Below are 18,891 nucleotides of genomic sequence, written 5' to 3' on the forward strand. Positions count from 1 at the left end.
CTTCGGCGCTGCCTGGCGCGGCGCCGTTTAAGAGAGACGAGCAATGAGTATCGCGACTTCCAACAGCGGTAAAATTCAGGTGCGTAACCTGAACTTCTATTACGGCAAATTTCACGCGCTGAAGAACATCAACCTGGACATCGCCAAGAACCAGGTTACCGCGTTTATCGGTCCGTCTGGCTGCGGCAAATCGACTCTGCTGCGTACCTTTAACAAAATGTACTCGCTCTACCCCGAGCAGCGCGCCGAAGGCGACATTCTGCTGGATGGCGACAATATTCTGGCCTCCAGCCAGGATATCGCCCTGCTGCGCGCGCGCGTCGGCATGGTGTTCCAGAAACCGACGCCTTTCCCGATGTCGATTTATGACAATATCGCCTTTGGCGTACGCCTGTTTGAAAAGCTGTCACGCGCCGATATGGACGAGCGTGTTCAGTGGGCGCTGAGCAAAGCCGCGCTCTGGAATGAAACCAAAGACAAGCTGCATCAGAGTGGTTACAGTCTCTCTGGCGGTCAGCAGCAGCGCCTGTGCATCGCGCGCGGCATTGCGATTCGCCCGGAAGTGCTGCTGCTGGATGAGCCCTGCTCGGCGCTTGACCCGATCTCTACCGGCCGTATTGAAGAGCTGATCACCGAGCTGAAGCAGGACTACACTGTGGTCATCGTGACGCATAATATGCAGCAGGCGGCGCGCTGTTCCGACCACACTGCCTTTATGTATCTGGGCGAGTTAATTGAGTTCAGCGATACGGACAGGCTGTTCACCAAACCGGCGCAGAAACAGACCGAAGATTATATTACCGGCCGCTACGGCTGATTTTCAGGAGATAATCATGGATAACCTTAATCTGAACAAGCATATCTCCGGTCAGTTCAATGCGGAGCTGGAACATATTCGCACCCAGGTGATGATCATGGGCGGCATGGTGGAGCAGCAGCTTACCGACGCCATCACCGCGATGCACAATCTTGACGGCGAACTGGCGCAGCGCGTAATCGACGGCGACCAGAAGGTCAATATGATGGAAGTGGAGATTGATGAAGCCTGCGTGCGCATCATCGCCAAGCGCCAGCCCACCGCCAGCGATTTGCGTCTGGTCATGGCGATCATCAAAACCATCTCAGAGCTGGAGCGCATCGGCGACGTGGCGGAAAAAATCAGCCGCACCGCGCTGGAAAAATTCGGCCAGCAGCATATGCCGCTGCTGGTCAGCCTGGAGTCGCTGGGCCGTCATACCGTCGAGATGCTGCACGACGTGCTGGACGCCTTTGCGCGCATGGATCTTACCGAAGCGATTCAGATCTACCGTGAAGACAAAAAGGTAGATAAAGAGTACGAAGGCATTGTGCGTCAGCTGATGACCTACATGATGGAAGATCCGCGCACCATTCCGAGCGTATTGACCGCGCTGTTCTGCGCCCGCGCCATCGAGCGCATCGGCGACCGCTGTCAGAACATCTGCGAAATTATCTTCTATTTCGTTAAGGGACAGGATTTCCGCCACGTTGGCGGCGATAAGCTGGACGAGCTGCTCTCCGGCGACGACGGCTCCAACAAACCTTCCTGATTGCTCTCTGCCGTGCGCCGTCTGGCGCACGGCCTGCCGCTTTTCTGTCACACGCAACCGTTTCCTCTATATACTTGGCGCACTTTTTCTTCATTAAGGTGCTGACTCATGTCTCTTTCTCGCAATAAGCAGAGCGTGACGCCTGCGAAAGCGATGCTGGCCGCCGTCAGCGGTTACGCTATGGATGGCTTCGATCTACTGATTCTGGGATTTATGCTGCCGGCAATTAGCCTGTCGCTGGCGCTGGATCCGTCACAGGCGGGCTCGCTGGTCACCTGGACGCTGATCGGTGCGGTAGTGGGCGGCATTCTGTTCGGCCAGCTCAGCGATCGTTTTGGCCGTATCCGCATTCTCACCGTCACTATCCTGATGTTCTCTCTCTTTACTGGTCTGTGCGCGGTGGCGCAGGGCTACTGGGATCTGCTGGCGTACCGTACGTTGGCGGGCATGGGGCTGGGCGGTGAGTTTGGCATCGGAATGGCGCTGATTGCGGAAGCCTGGCCTGCGGAAAAGCGCAACCGCGCCTCGGCATGGGTCGGCATCGGCTGGCAGCTTGGCGTGCTGCTGGCGGCCTTTATCACCCCGCCGCTGCTTGGCGTGATCGGCTGGCGCGGCATGTTTCTGGTCGGCCTGCTGCCTGCGCTGTTCTCATTTGTGCTGCGGCGCAGCATGGGCGAACCGGAAGCCTTCACCCGTCAGGTAGAGCAGACGCCTTCGCTCTCTTTCGTCGCGCGTCTGAAAATGCTGGTGCAGGATCGCGCCACGGCGAAAGCGAGCCTCGGCATCTTTATCCTGACCTCGGTGCAGAACTTCGGCTATTACGGATTGATGATCTGGATGCCGAGCTATCTTTCCGCTAACTTCGGCTTCAGCCTGACGAAGTCGGGTTTATGGACGGCGGTCACCGTGGTCGGCATGACCTTCGGCATCTGGCTGTTTGGCGTGCTGGCGGACCGCTTCGCGCGCTGGAAAATTTTCCTGCTCTATCAGTTCGGCGCGGTGGCGATGGTGGTGATCTACGCGCAGCTGCGCGATCCCACCGTGATGTTGTTCACCGGCGCGCTAATGGGCATGTTCGTCAACGGCATGATTGGCGGCTACGGCGCGCTGATCTCCGACACCTTCCCGCCGCAGGCGCGCGCCACGGCGCAGAATGTCTTATTCAACCTCGGACGCGGCGTCGGCGGTTTCGGCCCGCTGGTGATCGGGCTGCTGGCGGCGAAGATCTCCTTTGTCGCGGCGATTACGCTGCTGGCGCTAATTTACCTGCTGGATATCTTCGCCACGCTCTTTTTGCTACCGAAAAAGCAGGGTAACGATGATTCGCTGGGCGCCATTGGTTGATTAAGAAAGCCAGTCGCGCATCCGCCGTCAGTCCGTTAACTGCCAGCCGCGCGCCTGCCACAGCGCGGGCAGTTCCGCCATATCGGTAAAGCGCGTCACCAGCGGGTGATCGATGTCAGGATTATGTGCGTCTGCGCAGTAGTAAAACACCGGGATGCCTGCCGCAATGCCAGCGCGGGCGCCCGCTTCTGAATCATCGACCAGAATGCAGCGCTCGACAGGCACCTGCATCTGTTCGGCGGCGTAATACATCAGTCCGGGATCGGGCTTCCAGCGCGAGATATCGTAGCCGCTGAAGAGGCGCTGGTTAAACCAGGGCAGCATACCGGTCAGTCCCAGCGAGTGTTGCATCTTCTTTACCGTGCCGTTAGAGACGACACACATCGGTACGGTAATTTTCTCCACCAGCGCTTTTGCGCCGGGGATCGGCGTCAGGGACGCGTCGAACAGGCGCGCCACCTCGGCGCGGTAATCGGTTTCAAACGCTGCCTGCGGCAGCGAGGCGTGATGTGTTTCAGCCACGTCGCGGATAATGTCGTAGAGCTGGACGCCTTTATATTTTTCGAACATCTCCTGCAGTGAGCAGCTTATTCCGTAGCGGGCGAAGGTGTTGACGTAAGCCTGGGTACAGAGCAATTCGCTGTCCACCAGGGTGCCGTCGCAGTCAAAAAACACACACTCTACTGACATCTGTCGCTATCCTTCTGATTTCGGGAGAGCACACACTTTAACCTAATCGCCGCAGATTGCGATCCCGGAAACGGTTGCGAAAAATCATTGTATTGCCGCGGCAAAGCGGTCAGGATACGCGCCGAGTTCTTTTCATCAGGATCGCTGGCATGAGTAAACAAGGCCTTTTGCAGCGCGTTTTCAAGCTGCAGGAACATGGCACTACGGTGCGCACCGAGATTATCGCCGGTGTCACCACATTCCTGACGATGGTCTACATCGTCTTTGTAAATCCACAGATTCTTGGCGTGGCGGGCATGAATACCCAGGCGGTATTCGTCACTACCTGTCTGATCGCCGCCTTCGGCAGTATTCTGATGGGGCTGGTCGCCAACCTGCCGGTGGCGCTGGCACCGGCGATGGGCTTGAACGCCTTTTTCGCCTTTGTGGTGGTTGGCGCGATGGGCTACTCGTGGCAGGTCGGTATGGGCGCGATTTTCTGGGGTGCGCTGGGCCTGTTGATCCTGACGCTGCTGCGCGTGCGCTACTGGATGATCGCCAATATTCCGCTGGGCCTGCGCGTCGGCATTACCGCTGGCATCGGCCTTTTCATCGCCATGATGGGGCTGAAAAACGCCGGTATTATCGTGGCGAATCCCGATACTATCGCCGCCGTGGGTAATCTGACCTCGCACAGCGTCCTGCTCGGCGCGCTCGGCTTCTTTATTATCGCGATTCTGGCGTCGCGCAATATCCATGCGGCGGTGCTGATCTCGATGATCATTACCACAGCAATCGGCTGGGCGCTGGGCGATGTGAAATATGTCGGCCTCTTCTCTGCGCCGCCTGCAGTCAGCAGCGTATTAGGGCAGGCGGACATTAAAGGCGCGTTCAATATCGGCATGGCGGGCGTGATTTTCTCCTTTATGCTGGTCAACCTGTTTGACTCCTCCGGCACCCTGATTGGCGTAACCGATAAAGCGGGCCTCACCGATGAGAAAGGCACGTTCCCGCGCATGAAGCAGGCGCTGTTCGTTGACAGCTTCAGCTCAGTAACCGGTGCGCTGGCGGGTACCTCGTCAGTGACCGCTTACATCGAAAGTTCGTCCGGCGTGGCGACTGGCGGCCGCACCGGCCTGATGGCGGTGGTGACCGGCGTGCTTTTCCTGCTGGTGATGTTTCTCTCGCCGCTGGCGGCGATGGTGCCAGGCTATGCGGCCGCAGGCGCGCTGATTTATGTTGGCGTACTGATGACCGCCAGCCTGTCGCGCGTGCGCTGGGACGATTTGACTGAAGCGGTACCGGCTTTTGTTACTGCGGCGATGATGCCGTTCAGCTTCTCGATTACCGAAGGTATTGCGCTGGGCTTTATCGCCTACTGCGTGATGAAGCTGGGCACTGGCCGCTGGCGCGAGATCAGCCCCTGCGTGGTGGTTGTGGCGCTGCTGTTTGTGTTGAAAATCGCCTTTATCGACGGGCATTAACACACTGCTCGGGCGATATCTCGCCCGCGCTGGCACCCTCCGCCAGAAAAATTAAAGGCCGCTTACGCGGCCTTTTTTACATTTCAGGATGGGCGCTGCGTTCCAGCGGCGAGCTGGTCAGACGCAGCGTGCGCGGTCCGATATTGGGTTTACTCATCTCTACGTCGCGCAACGCATGCCACTGTTGCGAGGCATCGATTTCCCATAAATGCAGACGCTGGGTCGCGGGCGACAGGGCGCATGACCATACCAGCGTCGGCTCCGCATCGCACACCGCCTGAATATCGGGGTAAATCGTCGAGCGGAGGCGGCCGGCCGCAGGCTGCAACCGCAGCGAAGCCATATTGTCGCTGCCTTCGCCGGTCAGCTTGAGAATGCTCTGGCGCAGCGTCCAGATTTGCGTCACCGCTTCCATAAAATCCTGTTGCGCATTAATCCAGGTGCGCTCGCCTGACGTAAGCGACTGCATCAGCTGCTCCTGCGTCTGTCGGCTGTGGGCGCGAACGATCTCCATATCCAGTCCGGCGCGTCCGCCTTCTTCAGCCAGCAGCACGCCGACCATGTTTCCGGCATAGGCGATGCTAAAATCAGGCAAATCACGATCGGCAAAGGCCGGGCGGCCGTTGGGCTGGGTAACGAGGGCTGGAAGGGTAGTTATGCCGTAAACGCGCATCATTAGCTGCGCCAGCATCAGACGGGCAATAAGAAAGCGACCGCGGTGTTTGTCAGGAAGCTGTCGCGCCTGATCAATCACATCCTGCGGCATGCGCATAGCGTCGGCCACAATGCCGCGATCGCCCATCCAACGTACAAAATGACCCGCCATCTGTCGCTCCGTGAAAATGGTCACTTAATCATCAGGGCGCATTGTAAGAATTTTCTGAGCACATTGCATCTGGCATGGAACACAATGGCATCATATTCGGAATTGACTGATAAAAGGCGGCGGGAAGAAGGAAGCCGCTACGCAAGGGCGCAGCGGCTCGTTGCCGTCAGGCAAATTTGCATGCCTGTTCAAAACGCAGGCGCGGCAGGCGTGGATGCAGCTTTTCATGGTTGCCGTAACCGAGGTTAATCAACATATTTACCTGCCAGCTGCTGCCTGTAAAAAACGCCTCGTTGATTTTCGACGGATTGAAACCAGACATCGGACCGGCGTCCAGTCCGAGCGAACGCGCGGCCAGTATCAGATAACCCGCCTGCAGGCTGCTGTTGCGAAAGGCGGTCTCTTTCACCAGCTCTGTGTTGCCGGTAAACCAGCTGCGCGCATCGGCGTGCGGGAACAGCTGCGGCAGCTGCTCATAAAACGTCAGGTCATGGGCGACGATCACCGTAACCGGCGCGGTCATGGTCTTTTCCAGGTTGCCGGATGAGAGCGCCGGTTTCAGCTTCTCTTTGCCCTCCTGCGAGGTGACAAAGACAAAGCGGCCAGGCGAGCAGTTGGCCGAGGTTGGGCCAAGAGCGGTCAGCGCGTAGAGCTGCTCCAGCACGCCAGCCTCAATGGCTTTGTCCTGCCAGTAGCTGTGGGTACGGGCCTCGTTAAACAGCTGGTCCAGTGCGGAATTATCGAGCGGTGTATGCATTTTACTCTCCTTTGTCGGGCGGAAACGGCCGCCTGAGGCTTGCCATATTGAAGGCGTATCCGGGAAAACCGATGGGGTTTCTTACCGTTTATACTCCAACAGCGGTTCGCCGCCAAATGAGAACGGCGCAAATAAGCGGGACGTAAATCGATACGGTTTTGTGCCGGATGCTGCGTACATGACGCTGATTTACCTGTTCCGCCAGGTAACAGGTTTCGACTGAACAGACAGTAGGGAGAATGCGCAGCGCCGGACATTGGCTCAGGAAACGGCCCATGTCCGGCGGCTGATTGTGGAGGGAAGGCGCGTTTAAGCGCTTACTTACCGATACAGAAGCTGGAGAATATCCTGCCCAGCAAATCGTCGGAGGTAAACTCGCCGGTGATTTCGCTCAGGGCCTGCTGCGCCAGCCGCAGCTCTTCCGCCAGCAGCTCGCCCGCCCATGCGCCCAGCAGCTGCGCCTTGCCCTGCTGTAAGTGAGTAGCTGCTAACTCCAGCGCCTGGAGATGGCGTCGGCGCGCCAGGAAGCCGCCTTCCATATTGCCGGAAAAGCCCATCGACTGCTTCAGGTGGTCGCGCAGTACGTCCACGCCCGCGCCGGTGCGCGCCGAGAGGCGGATAAGTGAGTGATGATTTACTTCCGTCAGGCCCAGCGTTTCGCCGGTAACGTCCGCTTTGTTGCGTACAACGGTAATCGGCAACGCCGCAGGCAGGCGCGAAACGAAGTCGGGCCAGATCTGCGCCGCTTCCGTGGCGTCGGTCGTGGTGCCGTCGACCATAAACAGCACGCGATCCGCCTGCTCAATCTCCTGCCAGGCGCGCTCGATGCCGATACGCTCGACCTCATCGCTGGCTTCACGCAGCCCGGCGGTATCGATGATATGCAGCGGCATGCCGTCGATATGAATATGCTCGCGCAGCACGTCGCGCGTGGTGCCGGCGATATCGGTGACGATCGCCGCTTCGCGTCCGGCCAGCGCATTGAGCAGGCTCGACTTGCCGGCGTTCGGACGACCAGCGATCACTACCTTCATGCCTTCACGCAGCAAGCTTCCCTGCCGCGCTTCGGCGCGCACGCCATCAAGATCGGCCATCACCTCATCAAGCTGCGCTTCAATCTTGCCGTCGGAAAGAAAATCGATCTCTTCATCAGGGAAGTCGATAGCTGCTTCGACATAGATGCGCAGATGAGTCAGCGCCTCGACCAGCAGGTTGATGCGGGTCGAGAAAGCGCCCTGCAGCGAGTTGACCGCTGAACGCGCCGCCTGCTCAGAGCTGGCGTCAATCAGATCGGCGATAGCCTCGGCCTGCGCCAGATCGAGCTTGTCATTAAGAAAGGCGCGCTCAGAGAACTCACCCGGCTGGGCGATGCGCACGCCGGGCAGCGCCACGATGCGTTTCAGCAGCAGGTCGAGGATCACCGGGCCACCGTGTCCCTGCAGCTCCAGTACATCTTCGCCGGTAAAGGAGTTTGGGCCAGGGAACCACAGCGCGATGCCCTGATCCAGTACGCTGCCGTCGGCGTCTTTGAACGGCAGATAGTCGGCGTAGCGCGCCTTCGGCAGTTTGCCGAGCACCTGCTGCGCCACCTCAGCAGCGCGCGCGCCGGAGATACGCAAAATACCGACGCCGCCGCGTCCGGGAGGCGTCGCCTGGGCGACGATAGTATCGCTGTGGCTCATGGGATTTTCTCTCGCTAAAAAATAAGGCGGTCGTAATGACCGCCTCAGGGTAAACCAGATTGTCAGACGGGCGTAAGCGCGTTACGCCTTCTTCTTGTCGCGGCTATGCAGGCCGCGTTTTTCCAGCCCGCGATAAATCAGCTGCTGCTGGAGAATGGTTACCAGGTTGCTGACGATGTAGTACAGCACCAGACCTGACGGGAACCACAGGAAGAACACGGTAAAGATAACCGGCATATAGGTCATGATCTTCTGCTGCATCGGATCGGTCACGGTGGTCGGTGACATCTTCTGAATGAAGAACATGGTGATGCCCATCAGAATCGGCAGGATGTAGTAGGGGTCCTGCGCCGACAGGTCATGGATCCAGAGGACAAACGGCGCATGGCGCAGTTCTACCGAACCAGAGAGCATGTAATAGAGCGCAAGGAAGATCGGCATCTGGATAACCAGCGGCAGACAGCCGCCAAGCGGATTAACTTTTTCCGCTTTATACAGCGCCATCATCTCCTGGCTCTGCTTCTGCTTGTCGTCGCCCAGGCGCTCGCGCATCGCCTGAATCTTCGGCTGCAGCATGCGCATTTTCGCCATCGAGGTGTACTGCGCTTTGGTCAGCGGGTACATGATGCCGCGCACGATAAAGGTAATGACGATAATGGAGAAGCCCCAGTTGCCGATAAAGCTGTGCAGGAACTTCAGCAGCTTAAACAGCGGCTGAGAGATAAACCACAGCCAGCCGTAATCGACAGTCAGGTCGAGATGCGGCGCGACGGCAGCCATCTTGTCCTGAATTTCCGGACCGACCCACAGGGTTGCGCCCAGATCCTGCTGCTGACCCGCAGCGACAGTAACAGGTGCGGATTTATAGCCGATCGCCGCAATGCCGTTGCCCAGGTTGCTGGTATAGAGCGCATTGTTGCCTGCGGTACGCGGTACCCATGCGGTAGCAAAATATTGCTGCAGCATCGCCACCCAGCCGTTGCTGGTGGTCGCGTTCAGGTTTTCGTTATCCGCAATCTTATCGAACTTATATTTTTCGTACTTCTCTTCGCTGGTGGAGTACGCCGTGCCGCGGAAGGTATGCAACGCAAAGTTGTTGCTGCCGGTATCGCGATGCTTAGGCAGATCGATGGTCTGCTTCAGCTGGCCGAACAGTGACACTTCCAGCGGCTGCTGAGTGGTGTTGTTAACGTGATAATCCACGTCCACCGCAAACTCGCCGCGCTTGAAGACGAAGGTTTTCGTGTAGACCACGCCGTTTTCGGCGGTGTAGGTCATTGGCACGCGCAGCTCGGTCTGGCCATCGGCCATTTCAAAGTGATCCTGAGCGGCGGTGAACAGCGGACGCGCGCCGTTGTTCGGGTTATCCGGACCGTTGCGGCCAGTCAGCCCGCTCTGTGCCTGATAAACGAAGGACGGCGTGGTTTCCAGCAGCTGGAACGGCTCATCGGAACCCAGTTTAGCTGGGTAGGTCAGCAGCTGAGCTTGCTCAACATCGCCACCGCGGGTGTTGATATTCAATGACAGGACATCAGTCTTAACGGTGATCGTTTTGCCCTGGCCGCTGGCCGGTACGCCCTGGCTGGCGGCATCACCTGCTGCGCTGTTGGTGTTCTGCGTGGTCTGGGTCTGCTGCGGCTGCGGAGCGTGGTCCGTCTGCCAGGCTTGCCAGATCATGAAAGACACGAACAGAAAAGCGATGAGAAAAAGATTGCGTTGCGAATCCATCGTTAATGTTCTCTGGTATCAAAGGTTTTTTGGCGGCACAGGATCGTCACCACCCGGGTTCAAAGGGTGGCATTTTAATACGCGTTTGAATGTCAACCAACTGCCTTTTATCAGGCCAAACCTGCGTAACGCCTCAATTCCATAATGAGAGCAGGTTGGCTGAAACCGGCAGTGCGGTCCCAGCAAGGGGCTGATGCCGCGCTGATAGACGCGGATCAGGACGATCAGGAGCCGCGCGCCAGGCGACAGTGACGACGCCATAACTTCTCCAACGCTTCCGCCAACGTACGGTTGTCGAGATCGGCAATCCCCTTTTTCGCCACGACGACGAAATCCATCGCTGGCAATTCATGCTGACGCAGACGAAAGCTTTCACGGGTCAGACGTTTGATCCGGTTGCGTTCGTGCGCGCGCTTGACGTGCTTTTTAGCGACGGTAAGACCGATGCGGGGATGCCCCAGCGAATTAAGGCGGCCGAGTATGGTAATTTGCGGCGTGCCAGCCCGTTGTGGCTGCTGGAAGACGAAAGTGAAATGAGTGGGAGTTAACAAACGTAACTCCCTGGGAAATGCGAGCTTAACCACGAGGGTTAGCTTTTATTACTTAGAAACGGTCAGACGAGAACGGCCTTTAGCACGACGACGTGCCAGAACCTGACGACCATTTTTGGTTGCCATACGAGCACGGAAGCCGTGAGAACGGTTGCGCTTCAGTACGGACGGTTGAAAAGTGCGTTTCATGGCGATTTCTACCTAAACTTGAAAAATTTCACTGGGTGACGCGTTTTGTGGGCCAGTAAAACGACCGACGCCTCAATGTGTCTTTAATAAAGAGGCGGGATTGTAATAATTGTACAGTCCGGAGTCAATTTACTTCGCTGGTCGCGGTACCTGGAAACCCGGATACAGCCCGCTGAGTCCGGGCATTGGGCATAGCGCGACAACGCCGGGGGAAGAATTATACGGCCTCCGCTTTAAAGCGCAAGGATCCAGCGGGATCTTCTTACGATCGGGTCGGGGGTCGTTACTGCAAAAACGAGAGGCTGCCTGAAAAACCACTCTTTTTCCGCCAAACCCCGCAGCTTTTTTCGCCAGCAGGCGTAAACTGTTTTACCTGTCCACGGCCTGTGGATAAAAAGGATCAAAACTGTGTAGAAAGTGAAGATCTCTGACTCGCTTTGCGCTATGATCCGCCCTTCCGCTGACGATCCGGTCGCGATCCCAGGGACGGAAACCGCTGATAGCGGTCGCAGGCGCTTTCTACCGTCTGTGTCAAAAATGAACGTTTCTTTATTAGCGCCTACTATTTCTTATCGATTTTGTACAAGTGGAGTCCGCCGTGTCACTTACGCTCTGGCAACAGTGTCTTGCCCGTTTGCAGGATGAGCTTCCTGCCACCGAATTCAGCATGTGGATTCGACCGCTGCAGGCGGAGTTAAACGACAATACGCTGGCCTTGTATGCACCAAATCGGTTTGTGCTCGACTGGGTACGAGATAAATACATTAATAATATCAACGGGCTGCTGAATGAATTCTGCGGCGTGGACGTACCTTTGCTGCGTTTTGAAGTGGGAACGCGTGCTACACAGCAACAGCAGCCAGCGGCCATGAGCCAGCCAGCGATGGCGAGCGTCAGCGCGCCTGCGCCGGTCGAGAGCCGTCCGGCGCCAGCGCAGCTTCTGCGCCCAAGCTGGGACAACGTTCCGGCACCAGCCGACGTAACTTACCGCTCCAATGTGAATAACCGCCATAACTTCGATAACTTCGTTGAGGGTAAATCTAACCAGCTGGCGCGCGCGGCGGCGCGACAGGTGGCGGACAATCCTGGCGGCGCCTACAACCCGCTTTTCCTTTATGGCGGCACAGGCCTGGGCAAAACCCACCTGCTGCACGCGGTCGGCAACGGTATTATCGCGCGCAAGCCGAATGCCAAAGTGGTCTATATGCACTCCGAACGTTTTGTGCAGGACATGGTGAAAGCGTTACAAAACAACGCGATTGAAGAATTTAAACGCTACTACCGCTCCGTTGATGCGCTGCTGATCGATGACATTCAGTTCTTTGCCAATAAAGAGCGCTCGCAGGAGGAGTTTTTCCACACCTTCAACGCGCTGCTGGAAGGCAATCAGCAAATCATTCTGACGTCAGACCGTTATCCTAAAGAGATTAACGGCGTGGAAGATCGTCTTAAGTCGCGCTTCGGCTGGGGACTGACGGTCGCCATCGAGCCGCCGGAGCTGGAAACGCGCGTGGCGATCCTGATGAAAAAAGCGGATGAAAACGATATTCGTCTGCCGGGCGAAGTCGCCTTTTTTATCGCCAAGCGGCTGCGCTCCAACGTGCGCGAGCTGGAAGGGGCGCTGAACCGCGTGATCGCCAATGCGAACTTTACCGGTCGCGCCATCACCATCGATTTTGTGCGCGAAGCGCTGCGCGATCTGCTGGCGCTGCAGGAAAAGCTGGTCACCATCGATAATATCCAGAAGACGGTGGCCGAGTATTACAAAATTAAGGTCGCGGATCTGCTTTCCAAGCGCCGTTCGCGCTCGGTCGCGCGCCCACGCCAGATGGCGATGGCGATGGCGAAAGAGCTGACGAACCACAGTCTGCCGGAGATCGGCGACGCCTTTGGCGGCCGCGACCATACCACGGTGCTTCACGCCTGCCGTAAAATCGAGCAGCTGCGCGAAGAGAGCCACGACATAAAAGAAGATTTCTCTAATCTCATCCGAACATTATCCTCCTGACGCTATGAAATTTATTGTTGAACGTGAGCAGTTGCTAAAGCCGCTGCAGCAAGTCAGCGGCCCGTTAGGCGGTCGTCCGACGCTGCCGATCCTGGGAAATCTGCTGATGCAGGTCAACGACGGTACGCTGTTGCTGACCGGTACCGATCTGGAAATGGAGATGGTGGCGCGCGTGGCGCTGGCCCAGCCGCACGAGCCGGGCGCAACCACCGTGCCGGCGCGTAAATTCCTCGATATCTGTCGCGGACTGCCGGAAGGCGCGGAGATCAACGTTACGCTGGAAGGCGAACGCATGCTGGTGCGCTCCGGCCGCAGCCGTTTTTCGCTCTCGACCCTGCCGGCCAGCGACTTCCCCAATCTGGATGACTGGCAGAGCGAGGTGGAATTCACCCTGCCGCAGGCGACATTGAAGCGCCTGATCGAAGCGACGCAGTTCTCTATGGCGCATCAGGATGTGCGCTATTACCTCAACGGCATGCTGTTTGAGACTGAAGGCGAGGAGCTGCGCACCGTAGCGACCGACGGTCACCGTCTGGCGGTCTGCTCAATGCCGATTGGCCAGGCGCTGCCGAACCATTCGGTGATCGTGCCGCGTAAAGGCGTAATTGAGCTGGTGCGCCTGCTGGACGGCGGCGAAACGCCGCTGCAGGTCCAGATCGGCAGCAGCAATATTCGCGCGCACGTCGGCGACTTTATCTTTACTTCAAAGCTGGTGGATGGCCGTTTCCCGGACTATCGTCGCGTTCTGCCGAAAAACCCGGATAAGTCGCTGGAAGCGGGCTGCGATATCCTTAAGCAGGCCTTTGCGCGCGCCGCCATTCTGTCGAATGAGAAATTCCGCGGCGTTCGCCTCTATATCACCGAAAATCAGCTTAAGATCACCGCCAATAACCCTGAACAGGAAGAGGCGGAAGAGATGCTCGACGTGACCTACGGCGGCAGCGAGCTGGAGATCGGTTTTAACGTTAGCTATGTGCTGGACGTGCTGAACGCGCTGAAGTGCGAAAATGTGCGTCTGCTGCTGACGGATTCGGTATCGAGCGTGCAGATTGAAGATGTGGCGAGCCCGGCTGCCGCCTACGTCGTCATGCCTATGCGGTTGTAGAATATATCGTTCTGGCTTACTGACTATTTTGCGTCCCGGCAGTGCTTGCCATCCTCACCTACTTCAGTACGCTCGGGTGGCTGGGCGCTGGCGAGACGCAAAGTAGCGACGACGGCCTGGTCAGGTCGATATCGGGCTAACTCGCTTCGCCGTTGACGCCCTGGATCGCGAAGACGCGACACCTCTTAATTGCCTTCACGCTGGACTGATTCATGGCTTTAACCCGCCTCCTTATCAAAGACTTTCGTAATATCGAACAGGCCGATCTGGCGCTGGCGCCGGGATTCAATTTCCTGGTCGGCGCGAACGGCAGCGGCAAAACCAGCGTGCTGGAGGCGATCTATACGCTGGGCCATGGCCGCGCGTTTCGCAGCTTGCAGGCTGGCCGCGTAATCCGTCACGATGAGGCCGCTTTTGTGCTCCATGGCCGAATTGAAGGCAGCAGCGAGCGTGAAATCTCGGTGGGTCTGACGAAGAACCGCGCCGGCGACAGCAAGGTGCGCATCGACGGCAGCGACGGACACAAAGTCGCGGAGCTGGCGCAGCTGCTGCCGATGCAGTTAATTACGCCAGAGGGGTTTACTTTGCTCAACGGCGGCCCCAAATACCGTAGAGCCTATGTCGACTGGGGCTGTTTTCATAACACGCCCGGTTTCTTTAACGCCTGGAGCAATTTGCGGCGGCTGCTGAAGCAGCGCAACGCCGCGCTGCGCCAGGTCACGCGCTATAGCCAGATCCGCGCCTGGGACCAGGAGCTGGTGCCGTTAGCGGAACAGATCAGCCAGTGGCGCGCCGAATACAGCGAGGCTATCTCAACGGAGATTGTCGCCACCTGCGGGCAATTCTTGCCGGAGTTTGCGCTGAATTTCTCTTTCCAGCGCGGCTGGGATAAAGAGAGCGCCTACGGCGAGCTGCTGGAGCGCAATTTCGAGCGCGATCGCGCCCTGACCTATACCGCCAGCGGCCCGCATAAAGCGGATTTCCGCATTCGCGCCGACGGCACGCCGGTCGAAGATCTGCTGTCGCGCGGCCAGTTAAAATTATTGATGTGTGCATTGCGTCTGGCGCAGGGCGAGTTCCTGACGCGCCAGAGCGGACGCCGCTGTCTTTACCTGATTGATGACTTCGCTTCCGAGCTGGACGACAGCCGTCGGCGCCTGCTGGCGCAACGACTGAAAGCCACGCAGGCTCAGGTGTTTGTCAGCGCTATCGCCACCGATCATGTCATCGATATGAGTGACGAAAAGGGCAAGATGTTCCGCGTGGAACAGGGTAAAATAGCGGTTCAACCTGAAGATTAAATGAGCGAGAAACGTTGATGTCGAATTCTTATGACTCCTCAAGTATCAAAGTTCTGAAAGGGCTGGATGCGGTACGCAAACGTCCGGGTATGTATATCGGCGATACGGATGACGGCACCGGTCTGCACCACATGGTATTCGAGGTCGTGGATAACGCAATCGACGAAGCGCTCGCCGGTCACTGTAGTGATATCGTCGTGACCATTCATGCCGATAATTCCGTTTCCGTTCAGGATGATGGCCGTGGTATCCCCACCGGCATTCACGAAGAAGAGGGCGTTTCCGCTGCGGAAGTGATCATGACCGTGCTGCACGCAGGCGGCAAGTTCGACGACAACTCTTATAAAGTGTCGGGCGGTCTGCACGGCGTGGGCGTCTCGGTAGTTAATGCCCTGTCGCAGAAACTGGAGCTGACCATTCGCCGCGAAGGCAAAGTGCATCAGCAGACCTACGTGCACGGCGTGCCGCAGGCACCGCTGCATGTTACGGGTGAAACCGATCTGACCGGCACCCGCGTGCGTTTCTGGCCAAGCCATGACACCTTTACCAACGTTACCGATTTCGAGTACGAAATCCTAGCGAAGCGCCTGCGCGAACTGTCGTTCCTCAACTCTGGCGTATCGATTCGTCTGGAAGACAAACGTGACGGCAAAGCCGATCACTTCCATTACGAAGGCGGCATCAAGGCGTTTGTTGAGTATCTGAATAAGAACAAAACCCCTATCCACCCGAATGTATTCTATTTCTCGACCGAGAAAGACGGCATTGGCGTGGAAGTGGCGCTGCAGTGGAATGATGGCTTCCAGGAGAATATTTACTGCTTCACCAACAACATTCCGCAGCGCGACGGCGGTACGCACCTGGCTGGTTTCCGTGCGGCGATGACGCGTACGCTGAACGCCTATATGGATAAAGAGGGCTACAGCAAGAAAGCGAAAGTCAGCGCCACCGGCGATGACGCTCGCGAAGGCCTGGTTGCGGTCGTTTCGGTCAAAGTGCCGGATCCGAAGTTCTCCTCGCAGACCAAAGACAAGCTGGTCTCGTCCGAAGTGAAATCGGCGGTGGAACAGCAGATGAACGAGCTGCTGAGCGAATACCTGCTGGAAAACCCGAGTGACGCCAAAATCGTGGTCGGCAAGATCATCGATGCGGCGCGCGCCCGTGAAGCGGCCCGTCGCGCACGCGAAATGACACGTCGTAAAGGCGCGCTCGATCTGGCAGGCCTGCCGGGCAAACTGGCGGATTGCCAGGAGCGCGATCCGGCGCTTTCTGAAATTTACCTGGTGGAGGGTGACTCCGCAGGCGGCTCGGCGAAACAGGGGCGTAACCGTAAGAATCAGGCGATCCTGCCGCTGAAGGGTAAAATCCTTAACGTAGAGAAAGCGCGTTTCGACAAGATGCTCTCTTCACAGGAAGTGGCGACGCTGATTACCGCGCTGGGCTGCGGCATCGGCCGTGACGAATACAACCCGGACAAGCTGCGCTACCACAGCATCATCATCATGACCGATGCGGACGTCGACGGCTCGCACATTCGTACGCTGCTGTTGACCTTCTTCTATCGTCAGATGCCGGAAATCATCGAGCGCGGCCACGTTTATATCGCGCAGCCGCCGCTCTACAAGGTGAAGAAAGGCAAGCAGGAACAGTACATCAAAGATGATGAGGCGATGGATCAGTATCAGATCGCCATCGCGCTGGACGGCGCCACCCTGCACACCAACGCCAGCGCACCGGCGCTGGGCGGCGAGCCGCTGGAAAACCTGGTCGCGGAGTTCAACAGCACGCAGAAGATGATCAAGCGTATGGAGCGCCGTTATCCGGTCGCCCTGCTGCGCGCGCTGGTTTACCATCCGACGCTGGCTGACCTGAGCAATGAGGCGGAGGTTCAGACCTGGCTGGATGAGCTGGTGGCCTTCCTGGGCGAGCGTGAAACCCATGGCAGCAGCTATGTCGCCCAGGTACGCGCCAACCGCGAGCAGAATATCTTCGAACCGGTACTGCGCGTGCGCACGCACGGCGTCGATACCGACTACACGCTGGACGCCGAGTTTATTCAGGGGCCGGAATATCGCAAAATCAACGCGCTGGGCGAGAAGCTGCGCGGCCTGATTGAAGAAGACGCCTACATCGAGCGCGGCGAACGCCGTCAGCCGGTCGACAGCTTTGAGCAAGCTATCGAATGGCTGGTGAAAGAGTCGCGTCGCGGTCTGTCGGTACAGCGTTATAAAGGTCTTGGCGAGATGAACGCCGAGCAGCTGTGGGAAACCACGATGGATCCAGACAGCCGTCGTATGCTGCGCGTTACCATCAAGGACGCCATCGCCGCCGATCAGCTCTTCACCACGCTGATGGGCGATGCGGTTGAGCCGCGCCGCGCCTTTATCGAAGAGAATGCGCTGAAAGCGGCAAATATCGATATCTAACGATCGACAGACGGCGGATAAAGCCAAAGCGCGGGTGACGGGAACCGAAGAGCAAAGCGTCCCGCGACAGGGATGTCGCGGGCCGAGCGAGCAAGGATGCCTTGAGCGACTTTGCGATCGGTTTCCGTCACCCACGTAGGCACCCTGTCTTCAGACCCTTCCTGACCGGAAGGGTTTTTTTATGCCTGAATCATCACGAAAGTGGTCATTGTGAGCTGAATCGCGCTAGCATTTAAGCCAAACCCCGAATCAACGAGGAAGCTATGGCGATTAAACTGGTTGCAATTGATATGGACGGCACGCTGCTTAACCCGCAGCACGAGATCACCGCTGGCGTAAAATCAGCTATCGATCGCGCGCATAAAAAAGGCGTTGCCGTGGTGCTGGCGACCGGTCGTCCCTACGTAGGGATACAGCGCTACCTGATGGAGCTCGGTCTGGTCGACGAGGGGCAGTACTGCATCAGCTACAACGGCGCGCTGGTGCAGCAGGCAAAAGATGGCGAATGCGTAGCGGAAATTACGCTGGGTTTTGACGACTACCTCTACATCGAACAGCTGTCGCGCGAGCTGGGCGTACATTTCCAGGCGTTCGACAAATCGTCCCTCTATACGCCAAACAAAGATCTCAGCGAATACACCATTCATGAAGCGAGCCTGACCGGTATCCCGGTGCGCTATCGCTCGGTTGAGGAGATGGACCGCGCGACGCGTTTTCCCAAGCTGATGATGATCGATAAACCCGATCTGCTGGATGCCGCTATCCAGCGCCTGCCAGCTAAAGCCCAGCAGACTTACACCATCCTCAAGAGCGCGCCTTACTATCTGGAAATCCTCGATCGTCGGGTCAATAAAGGCCAGGGCGTTAAAATGCTGGCGGAAAAACTCGGTCTGGCGCGCGATGAAGTTATGGCGATCGGTGACCAGGAGAACGACCTGGCGATGATCGAATACGCCGGAATGGGCGTCGCGATGGGCAATGCCATCGACTCTGTTAAGCAGATCGCGCAGTTCGTCACCAAAACCAATATGGAAGATGGCGTCGCGCACGCTATCGAAGAGCTAGTGCTGTAATCCCCTCACGGACGGCGATCCGCCGTCCGACCTCGCATTTTTCGCTTCCTGCTCAGGCCTGCGGGTCTGGGTTGTCTGTTTTGTGATCTTCATTGTAGTACAACTTTGTTTTTGAGTACTACAATCAGCCTCACTCCTTGTTGGCTAAGACGAGCCAGTCACTGAAGGTTGGTCGCACCA

General features: G+C 57.6%; 16 protein-coding genes and 1 pseudogene. 9 read left to right on the forward strand and 8 right to left on the reverse strand.

The window, feature by feature from the left end:
• The first annotated feature begins 43 nt into the window (after positions 1-43).
• The 3 genes from pstB to D7S44_RS19525 all read left to right on the forward strand — a co-directional run bounded on the left by pstB (position 44) and on the right by D7S44_RS19525 (position 2,912).
• The gene (gene pstB / locus D7S44_RS19515) at positions 44-817 is read left to right on the forward strand and encodes a phosphate ABC transporter ATP-binding protein PstB (RefSeq protein WP_120457711.1); all 774 of its coding nucleotides are present in this window, start codon (positions 44-46) and stop codon (positions 815-817) included.
• Positions 818-833: 16 nt separating this feature from the next.
• Entirely contained in the window at positions 834-1,568 is a 735-nt protein-coding gene (phoU, locus tag D7S44_RS19520; RefSeq protein ID WP_033755423.1) for a phosphate signaling complex protein PhoU, read from the forward strand.
• Positions 1,569-1,676: 108 nt separating this feature from the next.
• On the forward strand, positions 1,677-2,912 hold the full coding sequence (locus D7S44_RS19525; protein ID WP_120457713.1) for an MFS transporter: 1,236 nt from the start codon (positions 1,677-1,679) through the stop codon (positions 2,910-2,912).
• A 27-nt stretch (positions 2,913-2,939) separates the two neighbouring features.
• Here the strand turns inward: D7S44_RS19525 and yieH are convergent, their stop codons facing one another.
• Positions 2,940-3,602 (reverse strand): 6-phosphogluconate phosphatase, encoded by a 663-nt coding sequence (yieH, locus tag D7S44_RS19530; protein WP_120457715.1) that lies wholly within the window; start codon positions 3,600-3,602, stop codon positions 2,940-2,942.
• A gap of 149 nt (positions 3,603-3,751) precedes the next feature.
• Here yieH and D7S44_RS19535 point away from each other — a divergent pair, with 149 nt between their 5' ends.
• The gene (locus D7S44_RS19535; RefSeq protein ID WP_120457717.1) at positions 3,752-5,065 is read left to right on the forward strand and encodes an NCS2 family permease; all 1,314 of its coding nucleotides are present in this window, start codon (positions 3,752-3,754) and stop codon (positions 5,063-5,065) included.
• Positions 5,066-5,141: 76 nt separating this feature from the next.
• Here the strand turns inward: D7S44_RS19535 and D7S44_RS19540 are convergent, their stop codons facing one another.
• The 7 genes and pseudogenes from D7S44_RS19540 to rpmH form a co-directional block, all read right to left on the reverse strand.
• Positions 5,142-5,891 (reverse strand): 4'-phosphopantetheinyl transferase family protein, encoded by a 750-nt coding sequence (locus tag D7S44_RS19540; protein ID WP_120457719.1) that lies wholly within the window; start codon positions 5,889-5,891, stop codon positions 5,142-5,144.
• 166 nt (positions 5,892-6,057) lie between these two features.
• On the reverse strand, positions 6,058-6,648 hold the full coding sequence (locus D7S44_RS19545; protein ID WP_120457721.1) for a malonic semialdehyde reductase: 591 nt from the start codon (positions 6,646-6,648) through the stop codon (positions 6,058-6,060).
• A gap of 317 nt (positions 6,649-6,965) precedes the next feature.
• A complete protein-coding gene (gene mnmE / locus D7S44_RS19550) occupies positions 6,966-8,330 on the reverse strand; it encodes a tRNA uridine-5-carboxymethylaminomethyl(34) synthesis GTPase MnmE (protein ID WP_120457723.1) in 1,365 nt (454 codons plus the stop codon).
• Positions 8,331-8,411: 81 nt separating this feature from the next.
• The gene (yidC, locus tag D7S44_RS19555) at positions 8,412-10,058 is read right to left on the reverse strand and encodes a membrane protein insertase YidC (RefSeq protein WP_120457724.1); all 1,647 of its coding nucleotides are present in this window, start codon (positions 10,056-10,058) and stop codon (positions 8,412-8,414) included.
• A gap of 2 nt (positions 10,059-10,060) precedes the next feature.
• Positions 10,061-10,319 (reverse strand): annotated as a pseudogene (gene yidD / locus D7S44_RS19560) (membrane protein insertion efficiency factor YidD).
• Positions 10,283-10,642 (reverse strand): ribonuclease P protein component, encoded by a 360-nt coding sequence (rnpA, locus tag D7S44_RS19565; RefSeq protein WP_081140549.1) that lies wholly within the window; start codon positions 10,640-10,642, stop codon positions 10,283-10,285. The pseudogene yidD and the gene rnpA overlap by 37 nt, the downstream one beginning before the upstream one ends.
• 15 nt (positions 10,643-10,657) lie before the next feature.
• The gene (rpmH, locus tag D7S44_RS19570; RefSeq protein ID WP_003849659.1) at positions 10,658-10,798 is read right to left on the reverse strand and encodes a 50S ribosomal protein L34; all 141 of its coding nucleotides are present in this window, start codon (positions 10,796-10,798) and stop codon (positions 10,658-10,660) included.
• Between the two features lie 598 nt (positions 10,799-11,396).
• Here rpmH and dnaA point away from each other — a divergent pair.
• The 5 genes from dnaA (at position 11,397) to yidA (ending at position 18,711) form a co-directional block, all read left to right on the forward strand.
• The gene (gene dnaA / locus D7S44_RS19580) at positions 11,397-12,806 is read left to right on the forward strand and encodes a chromosomal replication initiator protein DnaA (RefSeq protein WP_120457728.1); all 1,410 of its coding nucleotides are present in this window, start codon (positions 11,397-11,399) and stop codon (positions 12,804-12,806) included.
• 4 nt (positions 12,807-12,810) lie between these two features.
• A complete protein-coding gene (dnaN, locus tag D7S44_RS19585) occupies positions 12,811-13,911 on the forward strand; it encodes a DNA polymerase III subunit beta (RefSeq protein WP_120457729.1) in 1,101 nt (366 codons plus the stop codon).
• A gap of 212 nt (positions 13,912-14,123) precedes the next feature.
• Positions 14,124-15,212 carry a DNA replication/repair protein RecF gene (gene recF, locus D7S44_RS19590; RefSeq protein WP_120457731.1) on the forward strand — a complete coding sequence of 363 codons (1,089 nt, stop codon included), beginning with the start codon at positions 14,124-14,126 and terminating at the stop codon, positions 15,210-15,212.
• Positions 15,213-15,229: 17 nt separating this feature from the next.
• Positions 15,230-17,638, forward strand: coding sequence for a DNA topoisomerase (ATP-hydrolyzing) subunit B (gyrB, locus tag D7S44_RS19595; protein ID WP_120457733.1), 2,409 nt, complete (start codon positions 15,230-15,232; stop codon positions 17,636-17,638).
• A 263-nt stretch (positions 17,639-17,901) separates the two neighbouring features.
• Entirely contained in the window at positions 17,902-18,711 is an 810-nt protein-coding gene (yidA, locus tag D7S44_RS19600; RefSeq protein WP_120457735.1) for a sugar-phosphatase, read from the forward strand.
• The last annotated feature ends 180 nt before the right edge of the window (positions 18,712-18,891 follow it).

This window comes from Pantoea piersonii, from assembly GCF_003612015.1.
Lineage (GTDB): Bacteria > Pseudomonadota > Gammaproteobacteria > Enterobacterales > Enterobacteriaceae > Pantoea > Pantoea piersonii.